Origin of the sequence: Sodalis sp. RH16 (genome assembly GCF_047324245.1) — a bacterium.
Taxonomy (GTDB): domain Bacteria; phylum Pseudomonadota; class Gammaproteobacteria; order Enterobacterales; family Enterobacteriaceae; genus Acerihabitans; species Acerihabitans ligni.
Window position 1 is genome coordinate 2,398,831 of sequence record NZ_CP178737.1, and the last position, 15,439, is coordinate 2,414,269.

The 15,439-nt window shown below is 55.6% G+C and carries 19 protein-coding genes; 10 read left to right on the top strand and 9 right to left on the bottom strand.

The genetic code is table 11. The features are described 5' to 3' along the window. Positions 1-546: 546 nt before the first annotated feature. The 10 genes from ACL2XJ_RS10995 to ACL2XJ_RS11040 all read left to right on the top strand — a co-directional run bounded on the left by ACL2XJ_RS10995 (position 547) and on the right by ACL2XJ_RS11040 (position 9,328). A complete protein-coding gene (locus tag ACL2XJ_RS10995) occupies positions 547-846 on the top strand; it encodes a PRD domain-containing protein (protein WP_165934290.1) in 300 nt (99 codons plus the stop codon). Between the two features lie 16 nt (positions 847-862). Next, positions 863-1,228: a glycine-rich SFCGS family protein gene (locus ACL2XJ_RS11000; RefSeq protein ID WP_132923585.1), complete on the top strand. Its 366-nt coding sequence runs from the start codon at positions 863-865 to the stop codon at positions 1,226-1,228. Then, positions 1,228-1,524 carry a DUF4312 family protein gene (locus ACL2XJ_RS11005; RefSeq protein WP_132923584.1) on the top strand — a complete coding sequence of 99 codons (297 nt, stop codon included), beginning with the start codon at positions 1,228-1,230 and terminating at the stop codon, positions 1,522-1,524. Before ACL2XJ_RS11000 ends, ACL2XJ_RS11005 begins: the two co-directional genes overlap by 1 nt. A gap of 30 nt (positions 1,525-1,554) precedes the next feature. After that, positions 1,555-2,331, top strand: coding sequence for a DUF4311 domain-containing protein (locus tag ACL2XJ_RS11010; protein ID WP_132923583.1), 777 nt, complete (start codon positions 1,555-1,557; stop codon positions 2,329-2,331). 19 nt (positions 2,332-2,350) lie between these two features. Next, entirely contained in the window at positions 2,351-2,995 is a 645-nt protein-coding gene (locus ACL2XJ_RS11015) for a DUF4310 family protein (protein WP_132923582.1), read from the top strand. Between the two features lie 36 nt (positions 2,996-3,031). Next, on the top strand, positions 3,032-4,171 hold the full coding sequence (locus ACL2XJ_RS11020; RefSeq protein WP_413726489.1) for an amidohydrolase/deacetylase family metallohydrolase: 1,140 nt from the start codon (positions 3,032-3,034) through the stop codon (positions 4,169-4,171). After that, a complete protein-coding gene (locus ACL2XJ_RS11025) occupies positions 4,155-5,273 on the top strand; it encodes a DgaE family pyridoxal phosphate-dependent ammonia lyase (RefSeq protein ID WP_132923580.1) in 1,119 nt (372 codons plus the stop codon). The genes ACL2XJ_RS11020 and ACL2XJ_RS11025 overlap by 17 nt, the downstream gene beginning before the upstream one ends. After that, the gene (gene dagF, locus ACL2XJ_RS11030; RefSeq protein WP_132923579.1) at positions 5,270-6,010 is read left to right on the top strand and encodes a 2-dehydro-3-deoxy-phosphogluconate aldolase; all 741 of its coding nucleotides are present in this window, start codon (positions 5,270-5,272) and stop codon (positions 6,008-6,010) included. The genes ACL2XJ_RS11025 and dagF overlap by 4 nt, the downstream gene beginning before the upstream one ends. A gap of 56 nt (positions 6,011-6,066) precedes the next feature. Continuing rightward, complete coding sequence (locus ACL2XJ_RS11035; RefSeq protein WP_413726490.1) at positions 6,067-7,263, top strand: lactonase family protein; 1,197 nt, start codon at positions 6,067-6,069, stop codon at positions 7,261-7,263. 145 nt (positions 7,264-7,408) lie between these two features. Beyond that, positions 7,409-9,328: a BglG family transcription antiterminator gene (locus ACL2XJ_RS11040; protein WP_413726491.1), complete on the top strand. Its 1,920-nt coding sequence runs from the start codon at positions 7,409-7,411 to the stop codon at positions 9,326-9,328. Here the strand turns inward: ACL2XJ_RS11040 and npr are convergent, their stop codons facing one another. The 9 genes from npr to kdsC all read right to left on the bottom strand — a co-directional run bounded on the left by npr (position 9,329) and on the right by kdsC (position 15,433). Beyond that, positions 9,329-9,601, bottom strand: a complete 273-nt coding sequence (npr, locus tag ACL2XJ_RS11045; protein ID WP_132923577.1) for a PTS phosphocarrier protein NPr — start codon at positions 9,599-9,601, stop codon at positions 9,329-9,331. Next, positions 9,598-10,449 carry an RNase adapter RapZ gene (rapZ, locus tag ACL2XJ_RS11050; RefSeq protein WP_132923576.1) on the bottom strand — a complete coding sequence of 284 codons (852 nt, stop codon included), beginning with the start codon at positions 10,447-10,449 and terminating at the stop codon, positions 9,598-9,600. Before rapZ ends, npr begins: the two co-directional genes overlap by 4 nt. A 98-nt stretch (positions 10,450-10,547) precedes the next feature. Beyond that, positions 10,548-11,027 (bottom strand): PTS IIA-like nitrogen regulatory protein PtsN, encoded by a 480-nt coding sequence (gene ptsN, locus ACL2XJ_RS11055; RefSeq protein WP_132923575.1) that lies wholly within the window; start codon positions 11,025-11,027, stop codon positions 10,548-10,550. Positions 11,028-11,187: 160 nt separating this feature from the next. Then, positions 11,188-11,475 (bottom strand): ribosome hibernation promoting factor, encoded by a 288-nt coding sequence (gene hpf, locus ACL2XJ_RS11060; RefSeq protein ID WP_132923574.1) that lies wholly within the window; start codon positions 11,473-11,475, stop codon positions 11,188-11,190. A gap of 23 nt (positions 11,476-11,498) precedes the next feature. Further along, entirely contained in the window at positions 11,499-12,935 is a 1,437-nt protein-coding gene (rpoN, locus tag ACL2XJ_RS11065) for an RNA polymerase factor sigma-54 (RefSeq protein ID WP_132923573.1), read from the bottom strand. A gap of 48 nt (positions 12,936-12,983) precedes the next feature. Further along, on the bottom strand, positions 12,984-13,709 hold the full coding sequence (lptB, locus tag ACL2XJ_RS11070; RefSeq protein ID WP_132923572.1) for an LPS export ABC transporter ATP-binding protein: 726 nt from the start codon (positions 13,707-13,709) through the stop codon (positions 12,984-12,986). Between the two features lie 17 nt (positions 13,710-13,726). After that, positions 13,727-14,326: a lipopolysaccharide ABC transporter substrate-binding protein LptA gene (gene lptA, locus ACL2XJ_RS11075; RefSeq protein ID WP_132923571.1), complete on the bottom strand. Its 600-nt coding sequence runs from the start codon at positions 14,324-14,326 to the stop codon at positions 13,727-13,729. Further along, positions 14,295-14,873 (bottom strand): LPS export ABC transporter periplasmic protein LptC, encoded by a 579-nt coding sequence (gene lptC, locus ACL2XJ_RS11080; protein WP_132923570.1) that lies wholly within the window; start codon positions 14,871-14,873, stop codon positions 14,295-14,297. Before lptC ends, lptA begins: the two co-directional genes overlap by 32 nt. Continuing rightward, a complete protein-coding gene (gene kdsC / locus ACL2XJ_RS11085; RefSeq protein WP_413726492.1) occupies positions 14,870-15,433 on the bottom strand; it encodes a 3-deoxy-manno-octulosonate-8-phosphatase KdsC in 564 nt (187 codons plus the stop codon). Before kdsC ends, lptC begins: the two co-directional genes overlap by 4 nt. Between the last annotated feature and the right edge of the window lie 6 nt (positions 15,434-15,439).

Below are 15,439 nucleotides of genomic sequence, written 5' to 3' on the forward strand. Positions count from 1 at the left end.
TCGGAGCTGATCATATGATATGAACCTCCTATGCGTCATAGCCTGGCCGCACCTGGGGACGTTCGCAATTGCGATATCCACCGGGCTTGAAAGGCCATCATGGGTGCCGGCAGGCGCCTGGATTAGCATGATATTCCTGCATTAAAGGGGCGATTTGACGAGGGGTATGACAGTTGGGGCGAATGAAATAGCAAAATTTATCATATATTAAACTTATATTTTAAAAATGAAGTATTATTTTATTAATTCATCATAAACTGCATTTTCATGCTGGTTAACGAGGCTAGGTGAGTTAAAAAGCGCTTTGCGGCCGCATTAAGCGGGTCAGATCACTTTCGTGAACGTTATTTCCGTTTCAAACTGGAAAAATAGCGGCTACAAACCCGGCGATATTAACGCTAGGGTAAATCATCAATAGCCCCACCATTGGGTGGCGCTGCAACTTGAAATCTATTGGGCATATTCATTTCGCTAAGGACGATATGGGAGTACACAGTGGTGGATAAAGCCGTACCCGCGACCGGGGGAAAGAATGAACTGGAACCGTTGTCCGCGGCGCTGATCGAAAAAGTGTTGGCGGGCATCATGGAGATGATGAAAACGAGAAATATTCAGGTCAATACCGTGCAGGAACAAATGCTGCATTCCCATGTACGGGCAATGGTTCTGCGGTCCCTTACCGGTGAGCCGTTACCCGAGGTGGATGAAAGCCTGTTTGATGAAATCTCTCCGGATTCCATGTTAATGGCAAAAAAAGTGGTAAATGAATTAGGCAATTTACCGGTGGAAGAGGCCTATTTATTATCGGTTCATTTTGAAGTGGCGAAAGACAATACCGCTAAATAAAGTTGGAGGACATTTTATGGGTCAGGTAACAGTGGTCATCGGCGATCGTTTGGGTAAAGGCCAGAAAGTAGCCCAGGGCATTGAGCAGGCCGGCGGCAAAGCGATTGTCGTGCCCGGCATGGCCGCGGATATGAAGCTAGGGGACGTCATGCAAAAAGAGCAGGCGGATTTCGGCATCTCTTTTTGCGGCAGCGGCGGCGCCGGCGCCATTACCGCGCAGAATAAATACGGTTATAAAGCGAAATACGGCATGAGGTCCATTGAAGAGGGCGTCACTGCTATTCAGGAAGGATGCAAAGTGCTGGGTTTCGGTTTTATGGATAAGGAAGAGTTGGGGAAAAAGCTGATTGAAACCTGGCTTAAAAAATACGGCGCCGCCTGATGAAAGAGCAGTCGGTCATTAAAGTCAGGGTGGCGGGCAAAGGCGAAACCAAGAACGGTGCGCTGGCCGCCGCGTTAAGCCAGGTTCAGCCGTCGGTAATGAAATCCACCGGCGCCGTTTTGCTGCGTATCGAACCCATGCAGGTGGACGTGGTGAGCGCGGAAGAAATCCGCACGGTGGAAAAATTTCTTTTTTTCTTTCTGCCCCGGGAAAAGAGGAGCTACAGCGTGGTGTTGGATATTACGGTCAGCATCATCATGATCGATCCCGAAAAAATCCCTTTTTCTCAGCGTTAATCAGGTGGGTTAATACAAAAGGATAATCCGATGTTTCTCATCATTTTAATCAAGTCTCTTATTATCGGCGGGCTGGTGGGATTTGGCGTGGGCGCCGGAGCGGCCCGCATGTTCCATGCTCCCACCATTCAGGGCATGGGGGCGTTTCGTACCTTGGGAGAGCTGAATTCGTGCGAAGGGGATCCTGCATCCCATTTTTCCTTCGGCCTGGGATTTTTCTTTAACGCCTGGGCGTCTTCGGTGGCGGCCGGGTCTTTTACCCAGGATGTGGATCACCGCATTATCCCGCACTGGGGCGCGGCGGTGCTGATGATAAAAAACCGCCGGCTGGACCAGACCATGCACGATCCGCGGCGTATGGCCATTGCCTGCGGCATCATCGGCATGGTGGTGGTGGCGTTTCTTAACTCCACGGCTTCCGCCGTTCCGGCCGCGCTGCAGGTGACGGCGGTGAAGGTGCTGGTGCCTGCCGCCAATATTCTGGTGAACACCGTGATGCCGGTTATTTTCTGGCTGGCGGCCATTGATGCCGGCAAACGTTCGGGTTTTTGGGCGACGATTTTCGGCGGCCTGGCGCAATTGATCATGGGCAACGCCGTGCCGGGACTGGTGCTGGGGATTCTGATCGGCAAAGGGGTTGAAGAGGGAGGCTGGAACAAGATTACCGGCATCATGATGACGGCCATCGTGGCGCTGTTTGTCCTGAGCGGATTTTTCCGCGGTTTCGATATGAAAATGCTGCAGTCTTTCAGCCTGGGCGTTCCCGGCTGGCTGGACGCTATCCATAACCAGCTGAGCGGTAAATAACCTCGAGGGGATCCTGAAAATGGAACAAGAAAAACGCGGTTTTTGGTATGCCGACTGGTCTTTCCCGATCTTTGTCGGGGTACTGTCCGCCGGCATTTTCGCCGGTACCCATATGTATTATCTCTACGGCATCGGGGCGTTCAATGAAGTGGCGTTTGTCTCCATGCTGCGCACCGGCATAGATACCGGGGTATACGGCGCGGTGGCGGCCTTTGGCGCCAGCTTTCTGTTTGCCCGCATTATCGAAGGTTCGCTGGTGGGAATCCTGGATATCGGCGGCGCGCTACAGACCGGCGTAGGACTTGGGGTACCGGCGCTGCTGCTGGGGGCCGGCATTAAATATCCGCTGCAGAATTTCGCCGCGTCGCTGGCCACCGGCCTGGTGCTGGGGATAATTATCGGCTGCCTGATTATCCTGGCGCGCAAGTTCACCATCAACCAGAGCAATTCCACTTATGGGGCGGATGTCATGATGGGCGCGGGCAACGCCTCCGGCCGTTTCCTCGGCCCGCTGATCATCCTGTCCGCCATCACGGCGTCGATCCCTATCGGTTTGGGTTCTCTGCTGGGGGCGCTGCTGTTTTATCTCTGGAATAAGCCCATAACCGGCGGCGCCATTCTGGGCGCGATGATACTCGGGGCAATCTTCCCCATAGCGCTGTAACCACGTATATCAGGTGCGTTATACGGAGAATGGCAAATGTATGATCTCATTATAAGACGGGCAAAAAACAGTGACGGCAGCCTGATGGACATTGCCGTCCGTAACGGCAGGATAGCGGTTGTCGGGGAGGTGGACGAGCACGCCGCCGCCGCACAAACCCTCGACTTGCAGGGGGCGGTTTTCGCCAGCGCCGGCTGGATTGATGCCCATGTCCATTGTTACGCCAAATCGCCGGTTTATCACGATGAGCCGGATTTGGTAGGGGTTGCCGGCGGGGTCACCACCGTGATTGACGCCGGCAGCACCGGCGCCGATGACGTGGACGATTTCTACCGGCTCACCCGGGCGGCCGAGACTCAGGTGTACGCGTTTTTGAATATTGCCCGTACCGGCATCGTCACGCAGGATGAACTGGCGGACATGACGCGAATCGATCCGGTTGCCGTCCGTGAGGCGCTGCAAAACCATCCCGGTTTTATTATCGGTCTCAAGGCGCGCATCAGCAGCAGCGTGGTGGGAAGCAACGGCATCAAGCCCCTGGCGCGCGCCAAGGAGATGCAGCGGGAAACGCCTTCGCTGCCGCTGATGGTGCACATCGGCAATAACCCGCCGAGCCTGGATGAAATCGCGGATCTGCTCACTTCCGGCGACATCATTACCCACTGTTTCAACGGCAAACCGAACCGGATTTTATCCGCCAAAGGCGAACTACGCTCCTCGATAAAACGCGCGCTGGGGCGTGGTGTGCGCCTGGACGTCGGACATGGCACCGCCAGCTTCAGCTTCGCCGTGGCCGAACAGGCGATCAAACAGGGCATTTTGCCCTATACCATCAGTTCCGATATTTATTGCCGAAACCGCATCAACGGCCCGGTGCATAGCCTGGCGGCGGTCATGTCGAAATTTTTCACCCTCGGCATGAGCCTTGAAGAGGTTATCCAATGTGTCACCGCCCACGCCGCCGAGGTATTGCGTTTACCGTCTAAAGGACGCCTGGCCGTGGGCGCCGATGCGGATTTGACGTTGTTCGATATCCGTACCGAACCTCAGGTCCTGGTGGATTCCGAAGGACTGTCCGTTACCGGCGAACGTCATCTGGCGCCGCTGGCGGCCGTGGTGGCGGGTAAGGTCCTGTTAACCGTTGAAGGGAAATCAAAAAATGTCTTCAATCTATGAGCAGTATCAGCTGAAGCAGGTAATAAACGCCTCCGGACGCATGACGATTCTGGGCGTGTCCACCCCGGCCGCGGATGTGGCTGAGGCGGTTAATTACGGCTTGAACCACTTTTTTGAAATGAAGGATCTGGTGAATAAAACCGGGGCCTATATCGCCGGCCTGCTGAAGGTGGAAAGCGCGGTGGTGGTTTCCTGCGCCTCCGCCGGTATCGCCCAATCCGTTGCCGCGGTGATTGTCAAAGACGATGCCTGGCTGTTGGAAAACCCGTATGAAACGGCATCCGGCGTGGCCCGGGATATTGTGTTGCCAAAAGGCCACAACGTGAATTTCGGCGCGCCGGTCTCCACCATGGTGGCCCTGGGCGGCGGTAAGGTCGTGGAAGCCGGCTATGCCAACGAATGTTCCGCCGCCCAGCTGGCGGCCTGCATTACGCCGCGCACCGCCGCCATTCTCTACATCAAGTCCCACCATTCGGTGCAAAAAAGCATGCTGTCGGTGGCACAGGCCGCCGCCGTCGCCCGTGAACATCATGTGCCCCTCATTGTCGACGCCGCCGCCGAAGAAGATCTGACGGTCTATTACCAACAGGGGGCGGACCTGGTGATTTACAGCGGCGCGAAGGCCATTGAAGGCCCCACCAGCGGTTTGGTCCTGGGTAAAAAACAGTTCGTGGAGTGGGTAAAGCTGCAGTCCGGCGGTATCGGCCGCGCGATGAAAGTGGGCAAGGAGGGCATTCTCGGCCTGACCCAGGCGATAGAGAGCTATACCCGGCTGCCCAAGACCACCGGACGGCAAATGGTGGATAAAATGGCGCCGTTTATCAGCAGTCTGAACGCGCTGCGCGGCATATCGGCGCGCGTGGTATGGGATAGCGCCGGACGGGATATCGCCCGCACGGAAATCACCTTTGATGAAGCCGCGCTCGGCTGGAAAACCAAGGATATCGTCGACGCGCTGAAAAACGGCGACATCGCCATTTATTTTCGGGGCTATCGCGCCAATGAAGGCAAGATTGAAGTGGATGTGCGCAGCGTGACGCCGCCGCAGTTGGAGACCATTGCCGCCTGTATCGAAAATCTGTTTAAAGGAGCCGAGGCATGAAACTTACGCCGAATTTTTACCGCGATCGCGTATGTTTGAACGTGCTGGCGGGATCCAAAGATAACGCCCGCGCTATCCATGCCGCCGCCGAGGGCCATGTGCTGGTGGGCGTGCTGTCTAAAAATTATGCCGATGTTCCGTCCGCCGTGGCGGATATGCGCGATTACGCTGCGCTGATCGACAATGCGCTGTCGGTGGGATTGGGAGCGGGGGACCCGCGCCAATCGCTGATGGTCAGCCTGATTTCCCGGCAGGTCCAGCCGCAGCATGTCAATCAGGTCTTTACCGGCGTCGGCGCCAGCCGCGCCCTGCTGGGCCAAAGCGAGAGCGTGGTGAACGGCCTGGTTTCCCCCACCGGTAAAGCGGGCTGGGTGAAGATTTCCACCGGGCCCCTCAGCTCGGCGGCGCCCGACGCCATAGTGCCCATTGAAACCGCCATCGCGCTGTTGAAAGACATGGGCGGTAGTTCGGTGAAGTATTTCCCCATGGGAGGATTGAAAACCCGGGAAGAATTTGCGGCGGTGGCCCGCGCCTGCGCCGAACATGATTTTGCCCTGGAGCCTACCGGCGGTATCGATTTGGCGAATTTTGAACCGATTTTGACCATCGCGCTGGAAGCCGGCGTCGGCAAAATCATCCCCCATATCTACAGTTCGATTATCGACCAAACCAGCGGGCTGACTCGTCCGGTGGACGTCAAGGCCCTGCTGGCGATGGTGAAAAAGCTGCTGGGCTGAACGTCCGCTCGCGGAATCCCCGTTTATCCGACACGCCGTGAGAGATAAGGAAAAATATGAAAAGTAATTACGGGTTTATGATTTCCGGCTTAACCGCCGCGATGCTGGCCGTATCCGCCACGCCGCTATATGCCGCCCCAAAAGCCCCGGCCGCGCGTTATGCTTACGTCGGCACCTATAATCCGAACGGCGAGGGCGTTTACCGTTTTGATTTCAACGGCAAAACCGGGGCGCTCACCAACCGGACGCTGGTAAGCCAGTTGCCGAACCAGGCGCAAATGGTGGCGGCTCGCGACGGCCAGACGCTGTATATCGGCAACGAAATCGACAATTACAACGGCGGCAAGCACGGCGCGGTGGCGGCTTACCATATCAATCCCCAGAATGGCAGCCTGAGCCTTATCAATCAGGTGGACTCCCAGGGCGCCGGCCCGGTCTTTCTTTCGCTGACGCCCAAGGGCGACCATCTGCTGGTGGCAAACTATATTAGCGGCGTGGTGGCGTCATTCCCCATCGACGCCGGCGGTAAAATAGGTGAGACCGGCTCAAGCCAGCAGGATTCCGGTCCGGCCGGGGCGGGAAAACCGGCGGCGGCGGCGGAGGGCAGCTTTGCCGTCAGCGATCATAATGGTCCCCATGCCCATATGGTCGCGGCCGATCCCAGCGGCAAATTCGCTTTCTCCACCGATTTGGGACTGGACCGGATTTATCAGTGGAAACTGAACGATGCCACCGGGGCGCTGGAAGCCAACGATCCGCCCTTTATCAACGCGTCATCGGCCGGCGCCGGTCCGCGCCATTTCGTATTCCATCCCAACGGCAAGGTCGTCTTCCTGATTAACGAAGAGGCCTCGGTGCTCACCAGCTATCGCTTCGACAATGCGAAGGGCACCCTGACGCAGTTGCACAGCCTCTCTTCGTTGCCGGCGAATTTCAAAGGCACCAATTTCGCCGCCGGCATCGTGTTGAGTAAAGACGGCCGCCATCTTTATGTGGCCAATCGCCTGCATAACAGCATCGCGCAAATCAACGTTACCGGCGAGGGCGCCATGGCCTGGGGCGGCGAGATCTGGACGCGCGGAGATTACCCGCGCACACTGACGATGTCGCCGGACGGCAGATATATTTTCGCAATGAATCAGCGAAGCGATAACATCACCCGGTTCCGGGTGGCCGGCGGCAGCGGCAAATTAGCGTTTGTTGACGATTACATTCCGGTGGGCAGCCCATCGCAGATGGTGATTGCCCCTTGAAAAGAGAATTCCTTGCACAGAGTATTCCCTAACCAGCGATACGCCGGGCTGACGGCGTAAGTAGGTACAGCGGCACGGGATAACAGGATGCCGTCCCGGACCGAATCGAAAGCGCTGTTTGCCGGCAATAATGATTGGAAGGATAATGGTGAGATTTCCCTATCAACGATTGGCCCACTTGTTTGACGCGCTGCAGCTCGAAACGCTGCCGCAGGACGAGCTGGCAAAACGCCTGGCAGTCTCAACACGCACCGTGCGGGCGGATATTATTGCTTTAAACGAAATTATCGCGCAGTACGGGGCCGCCTTTGTGTATAACCGCGGCAGCGGCTATCAATTGAAAATAGATGACCCGTCGCTATTCTCCACCCTGCAACAGACGGTAAACCATCGCGTCAATCCGACGCCGCGCACCGCCTCGGATCGGGTGGATTATCTGTTGATCCGCTTTTTGACCTCCGCGTTCTCGTTAAAGCTGGAGGATCTGGCGGATGAATGGTTTGTCAGCCGTGGAACGCTGCAAAATGATATGGCCGAGGTGCGTGAGCATCTGGCGCGCTATAACCTGAATATTGAAACCAAACCGCGCTACGGCATGAAACTGTTCGGCGCCGAGCTGTCTATCCGGGCCTGTTTGACCGACCTCTTGTTCCAGCTCGATGCCGGGGATCACGCCAATCCGCTGCTGAAAACCGAAAGCCTGGATCGCGGGACCTATGAAAAGCTTACCCGTTTTATGCATCAACTGCTGGCGCAATCGTCCATCCGCCTCACCGATGAAAGCGAGCGTTATCTGAATTTTTATTGCGCCGTGGCCATCAAGCGCATCGCCGGCGGTTTTCCCCTGACGGAGTTCGAGGCGGAAGAGGGCGATCCGGCGGTGAAACAGATATCGGTGCGGCTGATGGCAGAGCTGAAATCCCTGGCGGGCAAAGAGATCCCGGCGGCGGAAGAGGCTTACCTCAGGGTGAATATCGCCGCGCGGCGGGTGCAGAATATACTGCCCACTGATATTAACGCTGACGACGACGAGTCGCTGGTGGACTATATCCTGTCCTATATCAATACCCACTATAACTACGATTTACGTGGCGATAAGCAGTTGTGTACCGATCTGCTTACTCACATCAAGACCATGATTACCAGGGTAAAATATCAGATTAATATCCCCAATCCGCTGTTGGCCAATATCAAGCAGCATTATCCCATGGCCTATGATGTCACCCTGGCGGCGGTGAACAGCTGGGGCAAATATACGCCGTATGTGATAAGCGAAAATGAAATCGGCTTCCTGGTGCTGCATATCGGCGTGGGTCTGGAGCGCCATTATGATATCGGCTATCAGCGTCATCCCCAGGTGCTGCTGGTGTGCGATAGCGGTAACTCTACGGTGCGTATGATTCAGGCGCTGCTGAGCCGCAAGTACCCGCAAATCAGCGTGACCCGGGTCATTTCATTGCGGGAATACGAGAGATTGCCGGCGTTGGAGGAGGATTTTGTGATTTCCACCGTTCGGCTGGAGGAAAAGAACAAGCCGGTGATGGTACTGGCGCCGTTTCCCAGTGATTACCAGCTTGAGCAACTGGGTAAACTGGTGCTGGTGGATCGTACCCGGCCTTATATGCTGGAAAAGTTTTTTCATGAAAATTATTTTATGATCGTTGATAAGCCCATGGATCAACAGGATCTGTTCAAGCGGGTGTGCGGGCAATTGAAACGCGATGGGTTGGTGGGTAAAGATTTTTATCCGTCGGTGGTTGAGCGGGAAGCCATTGTCAGCACGCTGCTGGGGGACGGTATCGCATTGCCCCATTCGCTGGGATTGCTGGCGAAAAAAACGGTGATTTATACCATATTGGCGCCCCAGGGTATTCCGTGGGGCGATGGCGAAATCGCCTACGTGGTTTTTTTGCTGGCCATTAACAAGACTGATTATGAAGAGGCGATGGCGATTTACGAGCTGTTCGTGAATTTTGTCCGTGCGCGCGCCATGCCCAGGCTGCGGGAGAGCCGTGATTTCGCCGGCTTCAAGGCGGTGGCCATTGATAGCCTGAGCCGGGCTTAATCAGTCTTCGTTAAAGCCGGCGTTGAAGAGTTCAATGATAGCCGCCAGCGCCCGTTCTTCATCAGGGCCGGTGGCTTCGATTTCAATCAGCCCGCCCTTGGCGGAATCCAGCATCAGCAGCGCGATAACGCTGCTGGCTTCCGCTTCGGTCCCGAAGTCGTTGCGCAGCAGCACCTCGGCGTCAAAGCTTTGCACCAGATCGAATAATTTCATGGCTGGCCGGGCATGCATGCCGAGACGATTCTTGATTTCCACCGTTTGCTTGACTGTCATGAGCGTTTTTCCAGGGTTCGGTGTCTGGATTGGACATTTTTGCCGCGGGAGCGGAAATAATCCGCCAACTGCTCGGCAACATACACTGAACGGTGTTTGCCGCCGGTACAGCCAATGGCCACCGTTAAATAGCTGCGGTTGTTGGTCTCCAGCATCGGCAGCCACAGTTCGAGATAACTTCGGGTTTGGTAAATGAAATTATGGACTTCGGTGTGCCGGTCGAGAAAGGCCGCCACCGGTTTATCCAGACCGGTCATCGGCCGCAGTTTCGGATCCCAGTGCGGGTTGGGCAGGAATCGTACGTCAAAAACATAGTCCGCATCGATGGGCAGGCCGTGTTTGTAGCCGAAGGACTCGAACACCATGGTCAATTCGCGCTCGCGTTTGCCCAGCAGCCGGGTGCGGAGCATTTCCGCCAGTTCATGCACCGACATTTCCGAGGTGTCGATAATCAAATCGGCCCTGGAGCGCAGCGGTTCCAGCAGTTCGTTCTCCTGATCGATGGCGCTTTCCAGCGACAGGTTCTTGCTCGACAGCGGGTGCAGGCGCCGGGTATCGCTATAACGGCGGATCAGGGTGCTGCGCTCGGCGTCGAGAAACAGCAACTGCGGCGAAAAGCTTTGCGGCAGGTTATCCATTGCATGCTCGAAAATTTCCGGCGTTTCGGGCATGTTGCGCACGTCAATACTGACCGCGGCGGAAATATTGCGATCCGCCAGGGTGGCGGCCAGCTGCGGCAGCAATACCACAGGCAGGTTATCGACGCAATAAAACCCCATATCTTCCAGCGCGCGTAGCGCCACTGACTTCCCTGAACCGGATCGACCGCTGACAATCATCAGCACCATGACGACTCCCCTCTGGCATTAACATCGACGCATTGGCGAAGAGGCCGCTATTTCCGCCAATCAAACCCCGCGGGTCGGTAAGCGTAGGACACTGCGCGTTAAGACCCGGCTTCTGTTTCCGTCATGATTTCATAAAGTTCTTCGTCGCTTTGAGCAGCGCGTAGCCGGCGGCAGACCGTTTTATCAGCCAGACGCTTGGCTACCAACGATAGCGTATGCAGGTGCGTTTTGCATTGTTCCGCCGGCACCAGCAGGGCAAAAAGCAAATCCACCGGTTGATTATCGATGGCATCGAAGGCGATGGGCTGCTCCAGGCGGATAAATACCCCCACCGCCCGCAGCGTGTCCTCTTCCAGTTTGCCGTGGGGGATCGCGATTCCATTACCGATACCGGTACTGCCCATGCGTTCACGGGTTAATACGGCGTCAAATACCACCTGCGGCGCCAGGTTAAGCTGTTTGGCCGCCAGTTCGCTGATAATTTCCAGCGCGCGTTTTTTGCTCTGGCACTGAATGGAGCCGCGGGTGCATTCAAGGCTTAACACCGTATTGATTTGCATTGCTGTATCGTTAGTCATTTCGTTTCACTTAGGCGCTGATTCACCTTTAAGACTCATCGGCCCATTATACCCGTCATCTTGCGAGTCGCGGGTGTGTTGGCTTAGTTACTCGGCTCATCCATGAGCCTCGCCATTACGAGCCGATGCGAGGTCAGGCTGCGACAATGGCTACAGTGAATTAAAACTGTTTCAGTTTATCTTTATGCTTATTAAGTTGACGCGCCAGCTTATCTATCAGCAGATCGATGGCGGCATACATATCATCCGCTTCCGAAGTCGCGTGCAGCTCGCCGCCATTGACATGTATCGTCGCTTCAGCGATCTTCTGCACCTTTTCGACTTTTAGAACAATATATACCTGATTGATTCGGTCGAAGTACTGTTCAAGCTTGGAAAATTTCGCAGTAACGAAATCGCGTAACGCATCGGTGATATCAACACGCTGTCCGGTAATATTCAGCTGCATAGTGTCTTCCTTCTCTGTGGAGGTCAAACCAATTGTTTTCGCTGGTTCGACGGCGGGATGGATAAGGACTCACGATATTTTGCCACGGTACGCCGTGCTACCATAATACCCTGATCGGAAAGCAGGGTGGTCAGCTTGCTGTCGCTGAGCGGCTTCGCCGGGTTTTCTGCGGCGATCAGTTTTTTCACCAGCGCGCGAATGGCCGTTGAGGAAGCTTCGCCGCCCCCTTCGGTATTGACGTGACTGGAGAAAAAATATTTAAGTTCGTAGATACCGCGCGGGCTGTGCAGATATTTTTGCGTGGTAACGCGAGATATGGTTGATTCATGCATATCCACCGCCTGGGCGATATCCGCCAGCACCATGGGACGCATAAACTCTTCCCCCTGTTCGAAAAAAGCCTGCTGCTGCTCTACGATGCAGCGGGTGACTTTCAACAGGGTGTCATTACGGCTTTCAAGACTTTTAATCAGCCAGCGGGCTTCCTGCAGGTGGCTGCGGATAAACTGCCCGTCCGCATCGTTTCGGGTGGTGTTGCCCAGCGCCGCGTATTGCTGATTGATTTTAAGGTTGGGAATGCTGTCGGTATTGAGTTCCACCGTCCAGCGGTTATGCACTTTGCGCACCAGGACATCGGGTATCACATACTGCGATTCGGTGGTATTGATGGATTGGCCCGGGCGGGGATCCAGGGATTGAATCAGCGCCATCGCCGATTTCAACACCTCTTCTTTCAGCCGCGTCGACCTCAGCAGGGTACGGAAATCGTGGCTGGCCAGCAAATCCAGGTAATCGGTGACGATAAGCCTGGCTTCCGCCAGATACGGAAAATCCTTTGACAGCTGCGACAGCTGAATGAGCAGGCAATCACGTAAATCCCGCGCCGCCACACCCACCGGATCGAATCGCTGGACTCGTTTCAGCACCGCTTCCACTTCATCCATGGTCACGCTCTCTACGCCGATGCTCTCCAGGATATCTTCCAGCGGCACGGTGAGATAACCGGTCTCATCCACCGCATCCACGATGGAGGTGGCGATAGCGATGTCGGTGTCGGAAAAAGGCGTCAGCTCCACTTGCCACATCAGGTAATCCTGCAGCGTCTGAATGGTCTCGCCCTGGTAAATCGGCAGCTCCTCGTCGCGGTAATCCGTACCGGTGCCGGACGGGGTGCCCGCTGAATACATTTCGTCCCAGGTAGCGTCCAGCGGCAGTTCTTCCGGCATATCCTTTTGCTCCATCGCCTCGCGGGTATCGAGGGATTCGGAGTCGGGAGCGTCGTGCGGCGTGTCTATTTCTTCATGAACGTCCGATTGTTCGAGTAAAGGATTGCTTTCCAGCGCAGTCTGTATTTCCTGCTGGAGTTCAAGCGTGGACAATTGCAACAGACGTATCGCCTGCTGTAACTGCGGAGTCATGGCCAGTTGCTGACTAAACCTGAGTTGCAAACCTTGCTTCATATGATGCGTTAATTAACCTCATGGCCCTTCATTCTTCAGGACACCTTATCAGAGGCGGAACTCTTCGCCCAGATAAACACGTTTCACCTGCTCGTCCTGGAGGATTTCAGCCGGGGACCCGTGCGCGATGAGTTTACCCTGACTGACTATATAAGCACGCTCGCACACGTCCAGCGTCTCGCGCACATTATGATCGGTAATCAACACCCCGAGCCCGCTGTCGCGCAAATGTTCGATAATTTTTTTGATATCGATAACGGAAATCGGATCCACACCGGCAAAAGGTTCATCAAGCAAAATGAATTTAGGGTTGGCGGCCAGGGCGCGGGCGATTTCCACCCGGCGCCGCTCGCCGCCGGAAAGAGATTGTCCCATATGATCGCGCAGATGGGCGATATGGAACTCCTCCATCAGGGCATTGGCCCGGTCCTCGCGCTGGGCGCCGCTCAAATCCTTCCTGATTTGCAGCACCGCCATCAGATTATCATAGACGCTGAGGCGGCGGAAAATGGAGGCTTCCTGCGGCAGATAGCCGATACCCCGGCGCGCGCGGGTATGCAGCGGCAGGATACTGATGTCGTCGTCGTCAATAACGATGCGGCCGGCGTCGCGCTGAATGATGCCCACAACCATGTAAAACGTGGTGGTTTTGCCCGCACCGTTGGGTCCCAGCAATCCGACAATTTCGCCTGAACTGACCTTGAGGCTGACGTTTTCCACCACATGGCGGCCTTTGTAAGCTTTAGCCAGGTTTTCCGCGATTAATGTTGCCATAGGAGCTGTTAACCTTGTTAATTAGCGGCGGGTTTAACCGCCGGAGCGGCCTTCTTGGCCGGTGCGGCTTTAGCAGCCGGTGCGCCCGGCGCGGCCGGGGTTTTATCCTGCAACTGGGACGGCACCAGCACGGTTGTCACCCGCTTGCCTTTGTCGCTGAAGGCCTCCATCTGCTGCTGTTTCACCAGATAGGTAATACGATCGCCTTTGACGTTGCTGTCCAGCTGTTCGATGTAAGCGTCACCGGTAAGAATGACATAGTCGTTGGCCAATTCGTAACGCACCTTCTGCGCATGGCCCTTCACCGGTTTACCGCTGTCCTGCATCTGGTAGAAGGTCACCGGATTTCCGTAGCCTTCCACCACTTCCTTGCCCTGCACGCCGTTGGGACGGGTAATGACGACCTTATCCGCCCTGATATCGATGGAGCCTTGTTTTACCACCACCGTGCCGGTCAGCGTCACGGTATTGGTGAGCATATCAACCGCCTGCTGCGCGGAGTCAACATTGATCGGCTGGTCGGTATCGCCGGTCAGCGCCATGGCCTTGGCGCTGAGCAGTAACAGCGCGCCGGCGGCGATGATGTTATGGATTTTGCTGCTGGTTCTGAATTTCATAAGAGGTCTTGACCTTTTCAATCAACTGGGCAGTCTTGCTTCGCAGATTTCCGCGCATCTTTGTGCCTACAGAGTTAAAGCCGACGCCATATAAGGTGACTACGTCATCAGAAGACACATCCTGCGTCACCAGATTCACTACCGCGTTATCGGTTCTGATGTGCTGCAGCTGTGATGTGTCGGTCAGGCTGTCTACCTGAACATGGCCATATAAATAAAGCATTTTATCACCGGTCAGCTTGGCCTGATCGGCTTTGACTGTCCAGGTCGCGACCTTGTTTTCATCGTACATCGTCGCCACCGGTCGGGTAAACCAGGTGATTTGTTCCACGGCATATTGTTTTACATGATCGGATATCAGCCGGTAGTTCAGGCTCCCCAAAGGGTTATAGACCGTAGTGACGGTATGCTCGCTCTGATAGGTCGGCTCGCCGGTATCCGTCACCGCCGGGGCCGTCGCGTTGTCGTTATCCGCCAGGTTCCAGCCGATGAGCACCAATACCACGATAACCAGCAGCAGGGTAACCCAATATTTTGTCTTACTCATACCGACTGCCCTTTGGCATCCTCAAGCTTCCCCTGCGCCAGCAACAACAGATCACAGACTTCCCGCACCGCGCCGCGGCCGCCGCGGATATGCGTCACGTAATCGGCCTTGGGCGATAACAGCGGATGGGCATCCGCTACGGCGATAGCCAGGCCAACCCGCGCCATCACCGGCCAATCAATCAGGTCATCGCCGATGTAAGCCACCTGCTCCTCTGTTAAAGAGAGTTTATCCAACAGGGCTACAAAGGCCAAAAGCTTATCCGATTGCCCCTGATAAAGATGGACGATGCCCAGGGTTTTACAACGATCCTCCACCAATTTGGCGGAGCGGCCGGTAATAATAGCGACCTCGATGCCGGATGTCAGCAAGCTTCGGATACCGTAGCCGTCGCGCACGTTGAATGCTTTCAGTTCTTCGCCCTGGTTGCCTTGGTAGATCAGGCCGTCGGACAATACGCCGTCGACGTCGCAAATCAGCAGCCGGATATCCCGGGCGCGCCGTAAAACGGATTCTTCAACCGGTCCGTAGCATGTATCAATACGGGGGGTATCATGCATGGCGCA